At 59.7% G+C, this 14,544-nt stretch carries 12 protein-coding genes; 1 reads left to right on the top strand and 11 read right to left on the bottom strand.

What is annotated here, in order from left to right:
• Nucleotides 1-29 precede the first annotated feature (29 nt).
• The 4 genes from PH562_RS10655 to PH562_RS10640 form a co-directional block, all read right to left on the bottom strand.
• A complete protein-coding gene (locus tag PH562_RS10655; RefSeq protein ID WP_285172932.1) occupies nucleotides 30-1,967 on the bottom strand; it encodes an elongation factor G in 1,938 nt (645 codons plus the stop codon).
• A 275-nt stretch (nucleotides 1,968-2,242) separates the two neighbouring features.
• The gene (gene rcdA, locus PH562_RS10650; protein ID WP_285172931.1) at nucleotides 2,243-2,758 is read right to left on the bottom strand and encodes a protease adaptor protein RcdA; all 516 of its coding nucleotides are present in this window, start codon (nucleotides 2,756-2,758) and stop codon (nucleotides 2,243-2,245) included.
• Between the two features lie 384 nt (nucleotides 2,759-3,142).
• Nucleotides 3,143-3,334, bottom strand: a complete 192-nt coding sequence (locus PH562_RS10645; RefSeq protein WP_285172930.1) for a DUF1192 domain-containing protein — start codon at nucleotides 3,332-3,334, stop codon at nucleotides 3,143-3,145.
• Nucleotides 3,335-3,363: 29 nt separating this feature from the next.
• Entirely contained in the window at nucleotides 3,364-4,638 is a 1,275-nt protein-coding gene (locus PH562_RS10640) for an MFS transporter (protein ID WP_113230712.1), read from the bottom strand.
• Nucleotides 4,639-4,864: 226 nt separating this feature from the next.
• Between PH562_RS10640 and PH562_RS10635 the strand changes: the two genes are divergently transcribed.
• Nucleotides 4,865-5,026 (top strand): hypothetical protein, encoded by a 162-nt coding sequence (locus tag PH562_RS10635; protein ID WP_285172929.1) that lies wholly within the window; start codon nucleotides 4,865-4,867, stop codon nucleotides 5,024-5,026.
• Between the two features lie 48 nt (nucleotides 5,027-5,074).
• On the opposite strand, the gene PH562_RS10630 is transcribed toward PH562_RS10635, so the two are convergent.
• The 7 genes from PH562_RS10630 to gap form a co-directional block, all read right to left on the bottom strand.
• Nucleotides 5,075-5,992, bottom strand: a complete 918-nt coding sequence (locus PH562_RS10630) for a PhzF family phenazine biosynthesis protein (RefSeq protein WP_285172928.1) — start codon at nucleotides 5,990-5,992, stop codon at nucleotides 5,075-5,077.
• Nucleotides 5,993-6,149: 157 nt separating this feature from the next.
• Nucleotides 6,150-7,412 (bottom strand): serine hydrolase domain-containing protein, encoded by a 1,263-nt coding sequence (locus tag PH562_RS10625; RefSeq protein WP_285172927.1) that lies wholly within the window; start codon nucleotides 7,410-7,412, stop codon nucleotides 6,150-6,152.
• 334 nt (nucleotides 7,413-7,746) lie between these two features.
• Nucleotides 7,747-8,772 carry a class I fructose-bisphosphate aldolase gene (locus PH562_RS10620; protein WP_113408244.1) on the bottom strand — a complete coding sequence of 342 codons (1,026 nt, stop codon included), beginning with the start codon at nucleotides 8,770-8,772 and terminating at the stop codon, nucleotides 7,747-7,749.
• Between the two features lie 213 nt (nucleotides 8,773-8,985).
• Entirely contained in the window at nucleotides 8,986-10,188 is a 1,203-nt protein-coding gene (locus PH562_RS10615; RefSeq protein ID WP_285172926.1) for a phosphoglycerate kinase, read from the bottom strand.
• Between the two features lie 173 nt (nucleotides 10,189-10,361).
• Nucleotides 10,362-12,212, bottom strand: coding sequence for a potassium/proton antiporter (locus tag PH562_RS10610; protein ID WP_285172925.1), 1,851 nt, complete (start codon nucleotides 12,210-12,212; stop codon nucleotides 10,362-10,364).
• Between the two features lie 718 nt (nucleotides 12,213-12,930).
• A complete protein-coding gene (locus PH562_RS10605) occupies nucleotides 12,931-13,515 on the bottom strand; it encodes a putative glycolipid-binding domain-containing protein (protein ID WP_285172924.1) in 585 nt (194 codons plus the stop codon).
• A 2-nt stretch (nucleotides 13,516-13,517) separates the two neighbouring features.
• Nucleotides 13,518-14,528 carry a type I glyceraldehyde-3-phosphate dehydrogenase gene (gap, locus tag PH562_RS10600; protein WP_092850606.1) on the bottom strand — a complete coding sequence of 337 codons (1,011 nt, stop codon included), beginning with the start codon at nucleotides 14,526-14,528 and terminating at the stop codon, nucleotides 13,518-13,520.
• Nucleotides 14,529-14,544: the final 16 nt, after the last annotated feature.

Here is a 14,544-nt window from a genome sequence, read left to right as displayed (position 1 = left end):
TTTTTGCGTTGATACGGAGCCTCGCACCCTCATCGCATGCGCCGCAGGTAATCGGCGCGATCGAACGGATTTGCTGCTGCGCGCTCCCGTACACGGTGCGGACCCGATATCGGCGCATAGTGATCGAAGGCGTGCTCCAGGACGCCAGCTCCGCCCGACAATCCCGGCAATTGCCTTTGGAGCGTCTGGATCATCGATGATGCCACCGTGCCTTCCAGTCGGGCCAGTCCCTCGTCGATTAGCGATTTTCTCATCGATGCGCCGGATTTTGCGAGCAGGCTGTGCACACCGGCCAAAGCCGTTGCCGGTATCTCGACGTGAAAATGCTCGATAGGTTCGCAGAGGATCGTTTGTGCCGATGAAAGCGCCGATGCGAGCACCAGCGGCGTCAGCTTGCGGAAATCCACCGCCGTGCTCGCCGGTGAACTCTGCCGCGCCGCCGTCATGGCGACATGGCAGTCGATGATCTGCCACCCTGAAAGACCTTCCTTCAGCGTTTCGAACGTGGCCTCCTCGACTGCCCGATAGAAGCTTGCGGGCATCTGGCCGACATCCACTTCGAGGGCAAAGCTGTTGCCGGCACCTTCCGGCCGCGGCTCGACACGCAAGCCGACCGTTGCAAGAAACGGATTGGGCTCCTTGAATATGTGCTCAACCGCGCTTCCCGTTCCATCCAGCCTCTCGACATAGATGATGGTGCTTTCTTCGAAGGCGATGTCGAGGCCGAACTCGGTCGAGAGCGTTGCTTGAATGACCTCCTTCTGCACCTCGCCGTAGAGCGAGACATATATGTCGCCCGTCTCCTCATTCGTGCGCAGGTTGATCAGCGGATCCTGCTCTGCAAGTTGCCCCAGAGCTAGCCAGAGTGCTGGTCTTTCAGACGGGTGCAGGGCACGAATGCGGGTTTCCAAGGTCGGCGGCGCGAAGTGGCGCAGCGTGCCTGGCGGGTTTTCGGTGCCGATCCAATCGCCGATGCGGGCGTTCGGGAGTCCACCGACTTTGGCGATTTGTCCGGCGCTGATCTGTGAGACCTTGTCCGCCCTGCCATCCCGAAAGAGCTGAAGGCTGCTGATCTTTGCCAGGCCATTCGCAGTCTCGATATCGTCACGAAGGCCGACCGTGCCCGACGCCAGATAGAGATAGGCGAGCTTCTCGCCACCCCATCCGCGTTCGATCTTGAAGATCGTCCCGATAATCGGGCCGTCATGGTTCGGCTGACGGCTGGGCAGCAAAGCCTGGACCGCCGAAATCAGGGCAGGGACGCCCAGCCCCCGCGTCGCCGCGCCGGCGAATGCCGGATGAATCAGAGACTTCGCCACCTGATCGACAAGGGCTTGCTCCAGTCTCTGCCGCGTCAGGCGGTCGGAAGCCAGAACATAACCTTCCAGCAGGAGCTCGTCGTTGACTGAAAGGGCTTCGCAGAGGCGCGAGAAATGCGGATCGCTTCCGGGATCGGCGGCTTCCACCGTGGCGAGCCTGCTGCCGGCATCATGGACGATCGACATTGCAATGGGGCGGACCGCTAGTTGGGTTGCAATGTCCTCAAGCACCTCATCATAGCGCGCGCCGAGGCGGTCGACCTTGTTGATGAAAAAGATGAAAGGGATGCTGAGACGGCGCAAAGCCCTGACGAGCACCCGGGTCTGCGATTGCACGCCCTCGACCGCCGACACGACGACCACGGCCGCATCAAGCAGCTGCAGCACTCGTTCGATCTCGGCAATGAAGTCCGGATGGCCAGGTGTGTCGATGAGATTAACCGTCACGTCACCGACGGTGAAAGAAACCACCGCGGCCGCGATGGTGATGCCGCGTTGTCTTTCGAGTTCGAGACTATCGGTCTGCGTGTTGCCAGCGTCGACGCTGCCGAGCTTGTCAATTATGCCGGTGTCGAAAAGGAGTCGTTCCGTGAGGCTAGTCTTGCCCGCGTCTACGTGGGCGAGGATGCCCAGATTCAATGTGCGCATGGTTCATCATCTTCTCAGAATTTCGGATTTGATTTTCGTGAGAAGTGAGTCGGCGCATTGGGTCCTCCACGCACATTCGATATCGGCTCGCCCGTCCCTTGAGAGAGGCAGGCACTCTTTTTTACAGAGGTTTCGCTGAGACCGTCAAGCTTTGCCCGCTTGCTACTTGGGGCTTAGCTTCGCGCGCGGCTTTTCTGAGGGATGAATGACTGCCCAAAACAAAACCGGCCGCGCCAGGCGCAACCGGTTCAAATTCATTGCGGATTGTCTGAAGCTCAGTTGCCGCCGAAGGCGGTCTGCAGCAGGGTCAGCTGTGCCTTGACGCTGTTCTGGTTGTCCGGAACGATGGCAGTTTCCGTCGGACGGTAGATCTCGCGATCGAGGATGGCGACGCGGTTCTGCAGGCGCAGCGAACGTTCCACCAGATCGCGGAAGGATTCCGGCAGGTCATTCCAGCCCGGAGCGGTGCGATCGACGTTGAAGCCGTCGAGGCGAACCTTGTTCTTTTCGGCCAATACCTGATCGCGGGACATTTCGCCGTTGTTGACGGCGCGCTGTAGCAGCAGCCACGAGGCCATCTGCATGAGACGGGTCGTCAGTCGCATGGATTCGGCGGCGTAGAGTACGGAGGCCATGCGCGGCAGGACCTTGGAAGCGGCGCGGCCCTGGCCATCGAGATAGCCGGCGGTTTCTTCGACTAGCGACATGCCTTCAGAATAAAGCGTCCTGAACTGCGCCGACGATGCGGCGTGGCCAGCAAAGCTGATCGTGTTCAACCCAAGTTCCGACATCGAATAAATCCCTGCTTCACGCAACACTTTTGTTCAGGAAAAGCCGGTCAAGTCCCTAAGAGCTTTCGGCATCCGCTTTTATGACTTTAAGATGGTTGTTTTAACTGAAATTCGCAAGGCGATTCTTAAGAAAGGGTTAATCTCCACAGTTTCGGCGAGGTCCGCGATACAGGACAAAAAAGAAGAGCCGCAAAAGCGGCTCTCAAGGTAAAACAGGGAGAAAAATCAGACCAATTCGCCAAGTGGAGGAACTGTCTGAGTCCAGAGCGAATCTGGATGGTCATAGTAATATGTCGTAAAGCTTAATATTCAGTTGAGCATGCCTTAATGCTGGACTGCGCCGCGCAGATTTCGTGCTGCGGCAATGCACCTTGGAACGATGTCTCAGAAGCGGAAAAGGCTATCCGCCGCCTTACGGCCGGAGGCCTTGGCGGCAATTTCCTCTTCCAGCCGAGCTATCTCGCCCTGGAGCAATGCGACGCGGCTTTTCAGCTCATCCACGGATAATAACGACAAGTCGCTGCCGATCTCGTGGGCAGACGGCTGCTTGGGACGATCATCATCGAATAGGCTCATTTCGGCTCCTCCTTTCCCTTCACGAGGGATCAGGTGCCGTAATTTACAGTTATATCGTCCTTTTTTGAAGTCTCGCTCCGCGCTAGCGCCATGCTCTCCGGCGTGATCATCTGCGCGTTGGCCGATGGCATGGTCGTGTAGGCGTCACGATCGCCCGCCGGCTTTGCGGCGCGCATGCGGCTGCGGAAGATCGAATAGGAGGTAATCAGCACATGGGCGATGGCGGTGACGAAGAACAGGGAGTAGGGGCCGATGGACGACATGACCGGGCCGCTCAGCGTCGGGCCGATGATCGTGCCGATGCCGTAGAGCAGCAGCAGACCGCCCGACACCTTGACGAAATCCTCCGGCGCGGCGAAGTCGTTGGCATGGGCGACGGCGATCGGATAGAGCGTGTTGGCGACGGCGCCATAGATGACGACCATGCTGATGAGGAAAGCCGGGCTGCCGGGCTTCAACAGGAAGAGCAGCAGTCCGTCGAGGGCTGCGATCGCCGCCATGCCCGCGAGCACGTAGCGACGATCGATGCGATCGGACAGGCGGCCGGCTGGCAGCTGCATTACGGCGCCGGCGAAGATGGTCGAGCTCATCATCAGCGCGATATCGCCTTCGGAAAGGCCGGCCTTGGCACCAAAGACGGCGCCGAGCGTGCCGTATGCGCCATTGGCGATGCCGACGAGCAGGATGCCGATCGAGGCGACGGGCGAATTGCGGTACAGCGCCTTCAGGTCAAGGCTGACGGCCTTCAGCGGCTGCGGCGAGGCGGCGGTCGACAGCGTGGTCGGCAGCATGGCGATGCAATAGCAGATGCCGCACACCATGAAGAGGATGGGCGTGTGGATATCGGCGAAGGGCACCATCATCTGACCGGCGACGGCGCCGATCAGCGTAATGCCGATATAGAGCGAGAAGATCGCGCCACGGCTTTCATTGGTGGCGCGTTCGTTGAGCCAGCTCTCGATGATCATCGAGGTGCCGGCCGTGCAGAAGCCGGTCACGGCACGCAACGCCACCCACCAGATGGGGTCGACGATGATGCCGGTCAGAAGCGCGATGATGGCGATGACGGAGATGAAGCCCGAAAAGGCGCGCACATGACCTATGCGCCGAACCAGTTTCGGCGCGGTCAGGCAGCCTAGCACAAAGCCGGTCGCCCAGGTGGTGCCGAGTAGGCCGAGCGTCGTCGTCGCATAGCCTTCGGCCGTGCCGCGCACGGGCAGCAAGAGGCTGTGCAGGCCATTGCCCGTAAACAGGAACAGCGTGCCGAACAGCAGAGCGAGTACCGGCAATATGTTTCGTTTCATGCTCCCCACCTTCATGCGGCTCGTTTTTAGGAGCCGATAAGACAGGATCGTGCCCTGCCTGCATTCGCTATTGATTGTGTCCCGGATTGCCGCTATCGGCCTGTAGAAACAGTCTGTTGGCGCGGAAAAATGTCCGTCCTATGACAATTAGAGCATGATCGCGAAAGGCGTGCAGCGGTTTTTGGTCGCGGCTGCCCTCACTCTTGCATAAACGGGGAAAAATAGCGTGACAAAAGCCATAGCGGTGCTGCTCCTGCTCGCCATGGCGGTGCATGTCATCAAGCCCTTGGGATTGCCAGGCTTGAGACGCAGGGCGGATTTCTGGAAGATCGCCATCTTCGCCTTTGCCGTCTGGACGGTGGCGCTCGTTATCAACGAGGTGTTTTAGCGCATTTCGGGCTGGTTTCAGGGCTTCAGCGCCGCAACACGCGGCTGCCTAAAGTTGGATCTCTCCGCGCATGACGGAGATGCTGCTGCCCGACAGCAAGACTTCGTTTACCGTGCCGGCAGATTTCCTGACATCGACGCCGATAAGGCTGCGTCTTCCCATCTCCACGCCCTGCTCGATGGTGATCTTTACCTCCGCGTCCTGCGCGGGAAGCAGGGACGTCAGATAGGCGCTGATCGCGGCGGAGGCGCTGCCGGTCGCCGGGTCTTCCGTCACATTGTCAAGCGGGGCAAACATGCGGGCGCGGATAGCCCACGGGTTTTCGGGAGAGCGCACATAGAGAAAGAGCGAGAAGCCAGTCTTGTCTTCCTTGTGCCGCGCGGCCGCCTGGGCAAAAACGGCGGCATTCGGCCGTGCCTTGGCGAGCGTTTCGAGGCGATCCAGCTCTGCAAAGGCGAAAGGCAGGCCGACGGATGCGAAGGTCGGCGCATGGGTTGCGTAGCGGATCGATTGCGGATCGATCTGCACGCAAGCGGCAATCAGTTCGTCGGTTATGGTCTCGCCGATCGTAAGCCTGCCCGGTGCGCGGATGCTTGCGCCGGAGACGCCGCCACCGTTGCGCAGCAACGTTACCTCGACAAGCCCGGCATCCTCTTCGAAGATTAGCCTGTCACTTATGGGTTTTCCGAAGATCGCTTGTTGCTGGCCGAGGACGAAGGCGGTGCCGACATTGGGATGGCCGGCAAAGGGGATTTCGGCCGTGGGCGTGAAGATGCGGACGCGGGCTGTATGCTCCGGGTTTTCCGGCGGCAGCACGAAAGTCGTTTCGGAATAGCAGAATTCGCTTGCGATCTTCTGCATGGCGTAGCTGTCGAGACCGCGGGCATCGGGGATGACCGCCAGCGGATTGCCAACGAAGCGTTCGGATGTGAAGACATCGACGGTGACATAAGCGACAGTGTTCATGGCGGCTCCACAGCTTCATACATCTGCGAGGATTTAGCCGTTGCCCGGCTGATGCTGAAAGCGGGAACTTGTGCCGGTGACAACTTCACCAGCAGTGCCCTCTGGCAGCCCGCCTTACGTGTCAGCTTGAAGGCTGCATCACGCAATGGCGATCGCGTTAATTGCTCTGAAACTGTTTGAGCACGCTGGACCAGAGTTCGACGAGCTCGGCACTGCCGACATCGCCGGGCTTTGCACGTACCGCTGTGTGCACGAGAACCAGGTGTGTCGCCGGATCGACCAGGATGCGCTGGCCTGCTTTGCCGTCCAGGAAAAACGTTCGGCGCGGACCGGGCATCAGCCAGGTTTGATAGCCGTAGCCCCAAGGGTTCGTTTCGTGATTGACCGCAAGAAACGAGCCTTGCTTGACCGGCTGCGTCGCATCGAGCAGCCATTGGCGCGGGATGATCTGCCGGCCATTCAAGGCGCCGTCATGCGCGAGCAGCAGACCAAAGCGGGCATAATCGCGCAGTGTCGCGCTGAAGCAGCAGTAGCCCACCTCCTGGCCGGTGCTGTCGACCTGCCAGTTCGCGTTGGCTTCCGCCCCCATTGGCTGCCATATCCGGGACTGGAGATAGTCCGCCATGCTCATATGCGTGGCGCGTGTCAGGACCAGGCTCAGCCCCTCTGTATCGAGATTGCTGTAGTGCCAGACAGTGTCGGGAGGCGCCACTCGCTTGTTGAAGCGCGATACGGCCGTGATTGGGTCAAGCTTTTCCGGGCCAAGGAGTGAATTGCTGAGGCGAACGTTATCGTCGGGATTGCCGAAGTTCTCGGTGAAGGCAATGCCGGAGGCCATATGCAGCAAGGCGCGGATCGGTGTGACGCCCATTTCTGTGCCTTTCAGCTCCGGCACATAGGTCTCAACCGTATCGTCGATCGAATGGATGGCGCCCTCGGAAATCGCGATCCCGATCATCATAGCGGTCAAGGTTTTCGCCATGGATTGCGAGACAAGGCGGTCGCGGTCGGTGCGGCCATATTGGTAATGTTCAAACAGGATCGTGTCGTTGTGGGCAATCAGCAGGCCCGTGGTGGGATTGGTGTCGAGATATTTCGACAAGGAGGCCGTTTCGGTGCCGAACGTGAACTTGACCGAAATTTCGGACGGGGCGCGTAAAAGCTGTAACGGATGCTCGGCGGCGGCGATCGTATGCGTTGGCGCGAGCTTATCGGCGTGACTGAAGTTGCCGATCATGTTCCGTTGTTCGCTCAGCGGCAGGCCTACGGGGTAGCCGAGTTTCTCACCGTAAGCCTCTGCGTCCGGTCCGGTCGCGGAGAAAACGGGAACAGCCGTCTGCAATTGTTCGGCGCGAGCAATGTCTATTTGTGCAACTAGGACTACAGAAAGAACAGCAACAAAACTGCGCCAAGCAAGCATATGGCAACCCCTCTATTTGGCCCCTTTTATTATAAGTGGGACAAGCTAGTGCCGCGTTTTCGTAACATCCATTTGACATGGTTTGTTTTCCGATATCACAGCAAAGCTATTCTTACCATTGTGTCAGATGTAACTTGCTCTGTTCTGAACGCCCGGTTGGCCATTGTCCGAAAGCAAAAAGCCCCGATCGCATCGCGACCGAGGCTTTTCGTTCATTCGAATACTCAAGCGGTTCAGCTTTCACCGAGTCATTGAACCGCTCTATCCGTTTGTTTCTACGCAACTCCCGACGGAAAATTCCAGTGCACTTTTCCTGGAATTGCTCCAGCTGGCATCAGGCAGCCTGTTCGCGATCCTTCGTCCAGCTGCCCTTGGCGGCGAGATAGTTCATCTCGGCGCGATGGGTGAAGGCGCGCTGGCCGGCGGCGACGTTTTCCGGCTTGCCGCCCCATGCCTTCAGCGCGCTGTCCTGCAGGGCGCGACCATAGGAGAAGGTCACCTTCCAGGGCAGTTCATAGCCGGAATTGATGGCGGAGAGGTGGGCGGTCGCCTCTTCGGTGGACTGGCCGCCGGAGAGGAAGGCGATACCGGGAACGGCTGACGGAACGGTTTCTTTTAGAACCTTGACGGTGCGTTCGGCGACCTGCTCGACCGAGGCTTTGCGGACCTTCTTGCCGTCGATGACCATGCTCGGCTTCAGGATCATGCCTTCGAGCTTGATGCGGGCTTCTGCGAGCTCCTGGAAGACGATCTGCAGCGTCCAGCGGGTAACTTCCTCACTGCGGTCGAGGCTCTGCGTGCCGGGCTCGCCATCCATCAGCACTTCCGGCTCGACGATCGGAACGATCTTGGCCTGCTGGCAGAGGGCGGCGTAACGGGCAAGCGCATGGGCGTTGGCCTTGATGGCGCCATAGGTCGGCAGCGTATCGGAAATGGCGATCACGCCGCGCCATTTGGCAAAGCGGGCGCCGGCATCATAATATTTCGCCAGGCGATCGGCGAGGCCGTCGAGGCCTTCGGTGACGGTTTCGCCAGGGAAACCGGCGAGCGGCTTGGCGCCGACATCGACCTTGATGCCGGGAATGCTATCTGCAGCCTTGATGATATCGACGAAGGGGGTGCCGTCCGCGGCCTTCTGGAAGAGGGTTTCCTCATAGAGGATGACGCCGGAGATGTACTTCTTCATTGCGTCGTCGGAGCGGAAGAGCATTTCGCGATAGTCGCGGCGGCTCTCTTCCGTTGATACGAGAGAGATGGCGTCGAAGCGCTTCTTGATCGTGGCGGTGGATTCGTCCGCCGCCAGGAGGCCCTTGCCACCAGCAACCATCTTTACGGCAATGTCTTCAATTCGTTCGCTCATTTTGTTTCTCCAAGGCGATTTCATTCGGCGACAAGAACAATATAGATCGGCGATAACAGAAGTGTAGAAGGAGGGAAATGGCAGGCTAACTAATTGAAACGATTGAAATGATTTCAACCGTTTGAAAGTCTTTCATGTAATCCTAGCACTCATGGAAAAGCCGCGAAAGCTTTAGCTTTCGCGGCCCGTATCGTTCACGGTGATAAGGCTTGTTTATTTGCTGGCCTGCAGAACTGCGACACCCGGCAGGACCTTGCCTTCCATCCATTCGAGGAACGCGCCGCCCGCCGTCGAGACATAGGTGAAGTCGTCGGCAACGCCGGCATGGTTGAGCGCCGAAACCGTGTCGCCGCCGCCGGCGACCGAGGTCAGCTTGCCGGTCTTGGTGCATTCGGCGGCATATTTGGCAACTGCGACGGTTGCGGCATCGAAAGGCGTGATTTCGAAGGCGCCGAGCGGGCCGTTCCAGACCAGCGTGGTGGCGCGGCCGATCCAGTTGTTGATCGCTTCGACGGACTTCGGACCGACATCGAGGACCATGGCATCGGCAGGGATCGCTTCGATCGCGACGACTTCGTTGTCGGCACCGGCCTTGAATTCGCGAGCGACGACGCCGTCCTCAGGCAGCACGATCGCGCAGCCGGCTGTGGCGGCCTCGATCATGATCTGCTTGGCTGTGTCTGCAAGGTCATGTTCGCAGAGCGATTTGCCGACATTGGTGCCTCGGGCGGCGAGGAAGGTGTTGGCCATGCCGCCGCCGATGACGAGCGCATCGACCTTCTTCACCAGGTTCGTCAGAAGGTCGATCTTGGTGGAAACCTTGGCGCCGCCGACGATGGCGACGACGGGGCGGACCGGATTGCCGAGGCCCTTTTCCAGGGCTTCAAGCTCTGCCTGCATCGTGCGGCCTGCATAGGCCGGCAGCAGGTGGGCGAGGCCCTCCGTCGAGGAATGGGCGCGGTGCGCGGCCGAGAAAGCGTCGTTGACGTAGATATCGCCATTGACGGCGAGCGTCTTGGTGAAGGCTGCATCGTTCTTTTCCTCTTCCTTGTGGAAGCGGGTGTTTTCCAGCAGCAGGATGTCGCCGTTGTTCATCTTGGCAACGGCGTCGGCAGCGGGGGCGCCGATGCAGTCGGAAGCGAAGAGAACGGCATGGTCCAGGACCTCTTCAACCGCCGGCACGATCAGGCCGAGGGAGAGGTCCGGGGAGGGGCCATCCTTCGGGCGGCCGAAATGAGCAAGCAGAATGACCTTGGCGCCCTTTTCGGACAATTCGAGAATCGTCGGGGCGACCCGCTCGATGCGGGTCGCATCGGTGACCTTGCCATCCTTGACCGGCACGTTGAGGTCGACGCGCACCAGTACGCGCTTGCCGGAGATGTCGGTGAGATCGTCGAGAGTTTTGAAGGCTGCCATGGGAGGATCCGATATTGTTGGTGGCGAAAAGCGCGCCGACCATACTACGGATGATCGGAGACGCAAGAACCGTTCGGCGTTTCATCGGATCGCCGAACGGTTCTATTTCTCTGATTTTTGGCAATTCCGCACGGAAAGCCGCCACGCATTTTTCCAGGGGTCGCTCAAGGCCTTCAGGCGTCGTTTTTGCCTGTAGTTGATTCGTCCGCAACAGCTTCATGCGCGCGCTCACGCCGCTTCTGCAGATAGGCGCGGACGCTCTTCAAAATATCGTGGAGATTGATGAAGATCGGCATGATGACGGGCGGTTCCACCGCCTCGAGTGACATTCCAACGGATTGGATATGATCGTTTTCGTCGAGATCGCGGACGATGAGAATAATCTCGCCGAGGCGTACGCGATCGGCATAGTCGGCCTTGCCACCAAGGCGATGGCGCATGAGCTCGGCGATGGTAAGACCTTTCTCCTGTTCGCTGAGGAGCCCCGGCCCATAAGCGGCATCGAGGTCCGCGGCGGGGCGCAGCGGTGATATCGAGAAGGCACCGAAGAATTCGGCATCCTCGGGATCGACCGGCGCGCGGCTGGCGAAGATGCGGTCGAGAAGACGCGAATAATTGGGGGAGACGAAAAGATAGACGATATCGTTTTCGCGCAGGCGGCCGGCATATTGATAGCGCATGGACTTGCCATCGCGAACGATGAGCGATGGCGTCGCCCAGCGCGGAATGCGTTCGCCGCGCAGGACCGGGCTGTCCTTCACGACACGATAGGAGAGGAGTTCGTGGTTGACCGTGCCCGGCAGGTCGACCTCGACCTTGTCGATCGCCCCCATGCGCGGGGGAACGATGAGGCCGAGGCGGCGCGCCATCGGTTTGATGGTCCAGCCTTGGACGAGCAGCGACACCAACACGACGATGAAGGCGACGTTGAAATAGGTCTGGCCGGCCTGCAGGCCGCCGAGGATCGGCATGATCGCCAGAAGAATGGAGACGGCGCCGCGCAGACCGACCCAGGCGACGAAGCCGGTCTCCCGCTGCGTGTAGTCGAAAGGCAGCACGCAGAGCCAGACGGCGATCGGTCGGGCAACGAAGATCAGGAACAATGCCAGCGCGACGGCAGGGACGGCGATCGCCGGAAATTCCGATGGGGTCGCGAGCAGGCCGAGAACGAGGAACATGATGATCTGCGCCAGCCAGGTCATGCCGTCCTGGAAACGCTTGATCGAGGCGGATGCGGGCAGCTTGCGATTGCCGGCATAGATGCCTGCGACATAGACGGCCAGGAAGCCGCTGCCGCCGACGGCGCCGGTAAACGAGAAGACGAGGAGTGCCAGCGCCAGCACGAAGATGGGGGTCAGGCCGCGGTCGGTTTCCAAGCGGCCGACGATGAGGACGATCATCATGCCGCCGAGCAGGCCGAGTATGACGCCTAGCCCCATCTGCTGGACGAAGGTGGCGAGCATGGCGAGGTTGATGCCGGCATAGCCTTCGCCGTTTGCCAGGAGTTCGACCAAGGCGAGCGTCAGGAAGATCGCCATCGGGTCATTGGTGCCGGATTCGACCTCCAGCGTCGAGCGTACCTTGTCACGGATATTGATGCCGCCGATGCGCAGCAGGAAGAAGACCGCCGCCGCATCCGTCGAGGCGACGATGGAGCCGAGCAGCAACCCTTGAAGCCAGGTAAAGCCGAGCAGCCAGGTGGCCGCGAGGCCGAACAATGCGGCCGTTACGATGACGCCGACGGAAGCGATGGTCAGCGCGGGTGCCGCAGCAAGCTTGAAGGCCTGGATCGGCGTCCCATAGCCGGAATCGAAGAGAATGATGGCAAGCGCCAGGGAGCCGAGAATATAGGCGAGATAATTGTTGGAGAATTCGATGCCGAGGCCGTCCGTTCCGGCGGCAAGGCCGATCATGAGGAAGAGCAGCAGCAGGGGTGCGCCGAAGCGGAAAGCAAGGAGGCTGGAGAAGGCAGCAATGAGAATGAGAACCGTGCTGATCAGCACGATGACGTAAAATGCCTCCACCTTTTCTTCCCCTTTTCCGTGCGCCGCTGCTCTGCTGGGGCTAAAAGCCCGGAATGCCGGAGTCCCTTCGTCACCCCATCATGCAGTCTTGCCGGCCATATTGGCAAATATAGCCTCATTCAGAGGAGAGCTTTATAATTGAAGCCCGCTCTGAAGATTGCGACGTCATGGTGTGATGCGCTTTTGCCAGAACGGCGAAGCGGCTTGAAATGCCCTGGGAGACTTCCTACCCAAAATGTACTGGTAAATCTGGACCATAGCAGGGCAGGGGGAGCAAAGATTGGGGCGTTTTGAAGGGCAATTGCGATTGGGCCTCTGAAACCCAAGAATGCACTTCGAAATCTACAATAGATCACCTTACCGCCCGAAACGTTTAAATCGATGGATAGCGAATGAAGTGCTCATGATGCCTTGGGCCATACCGAAAGGCTTGTGTATGGATCCTCGGGTCAAGCCCGAGGATGACGGCGCTTGAGGATGGGCTAAAGACACATAGCGACTTTGGAGATGCATTTCGCTGATTGACTGTGTGGTGACAGTGAAATCCTGTCTAAGCAAACTATCGTTTGCCCACAGGACTACCCCCAATGCCCCGTCATCCTCGGGCTTGACCCGAGGATCCATGCACAAGCTCGCTGCTCGTTGATTTCATGCCAGACAGCGACGGAGCCTTCAAAGGCGACCATACCGATGTCGAGCTCAATACCGAGGCCTTCGCTCAGACGTGCACGCGCCTGAAATAGATTGGATAGTCGATCACGAGCCCATCCTCATCCACCGGAAGTTCGACGGTGAAATCCCGGTCTTCGGCCGCATAGCGGTAAAGTTTCTCCGGCACGATGCAGGTATAGTGCTGACCGTCGCGCACCGGTTCGAAGGTGTCGAACGGGATATAGAGCATGGAGAGCTTGGCGGTTCCGCTTTCGGGCGTCATCTCCAACCGGCGGATCGGCAGACTGTTGGTGAAGGGCGAGCCATAGAGATCGATATCGATGCAGCCGTCGAATTGCGGCAGCGTCATGCCATGCTCGGTGCGCCAGTGTCCCTTGCCATCCGAGATCAGCGCCAGGCGGCGGCCATCGGTGGTTTCGACCGAGAAGGAAAGAACGGCCCAATCGGCGGTGCAGTCGATGCGGTAAGAGACGCCGTAGGGCGTGCCGCCGCGGGCACCAATGATAATGCCGGCAGCGCGGATGGCCGCAGCGCCGGCATTGTCGATAGGAGCGATCGTCAGGTGCTCCAGCCCGTCTCCTTCCAAGGGACGCCAGCGGACTGTCGTCGGAAGGAGCGGGCGGAAGGCCATGATCAGATCAGCTTGGCGAAGGCAACGGCCGTGTCCGACATGCGGCTGGAGAAGCCCCACTCGTTGTCGTACCAGGACAGGACGCGCACGAAGTTGCCTTCCATGACCTTGGTCTGGTCGGTCGCGAAGATCGACGAGTGGCTGTCATGATTGAAGTCGCGGGAAACCAGCGGCTCGTCGGTGTAGCCGAGGATGCCCTTCAGCTTGCCGTTCGATGCAGCCTTGATGGCTTCGTTGATTTCGCCGACCGTCGTTGCCTTCTTGGACACGAACTTGAAGTCGACAACCGAGACGTTCGGCGTGGGAACGCGGATCGACGTGCCGTCGAGCTTGCCCTTGAGGTGCGGCAGAACGAGACCGACAGCCTTTGCTGCGCCCGTCGACGTCGGGATCATGGACAGGGCTGCGGCGCGGGCGCGGTACAGATCCTTGTGCATGGTGTCCAGCGTCGGCTGGTCGCCGGTGTAGGAGTGGATTGTCGTCATGAAGCCGTGGTCGATGCCGACCGCGTCGTCGAGAACCTTGACCACCGGCACCAGGCAGTTCGTGGTGCAGGACGCGTTGGAGATGACCAAATGCTCCTTGGTGAGCTGGTCGTGGTTGACGCCGAAAACGACGGTCAGGTCGGCGCCGTCGGCAGGAGCCGAAACGATGACGCGCTTGGCGCCGGCCGTCAGGTGAGCGGCGGCCTTGTCCCGGGCGGTGAAGATGCCCGTGCATTCCATGGCGATGTCAACACCGAGATCGCGGTGCGGCAGGGTTGCCGGATCCTTGATCGCCGTGACCTTGATCGGCTTGCCGCCGCCAACGATGATCGTGTCGCCTTCGACCTTCACTTCGGCGGGGAATTTGCCATGGATGGAATCGTAACGCAGCAGATGAGCATTGGTTTCGACCGGGCCGAGATCGTTGATGGCAACGACTTCGATGTCGGTGCGGCCGGATTCGACGATTGCGCGCAGGACGTTACGGCCGATACGGCCAAAACCGTTGATGGCTACTTTTACAGTCATGAATGTCACTCCCTTT

This window comes from Rhizobium centroccidentale, from assembly GCF_030182565.1.
Classification (GTDB): domain Bacteria; phylum Pseudomonadota; class Alphaproteobacteria; order Rhizobiales; family Rhizobiaceae; genus Rhizobium.
This window is presented reverse-complemented; position numbering and strand designations above follow the sequence as displayed.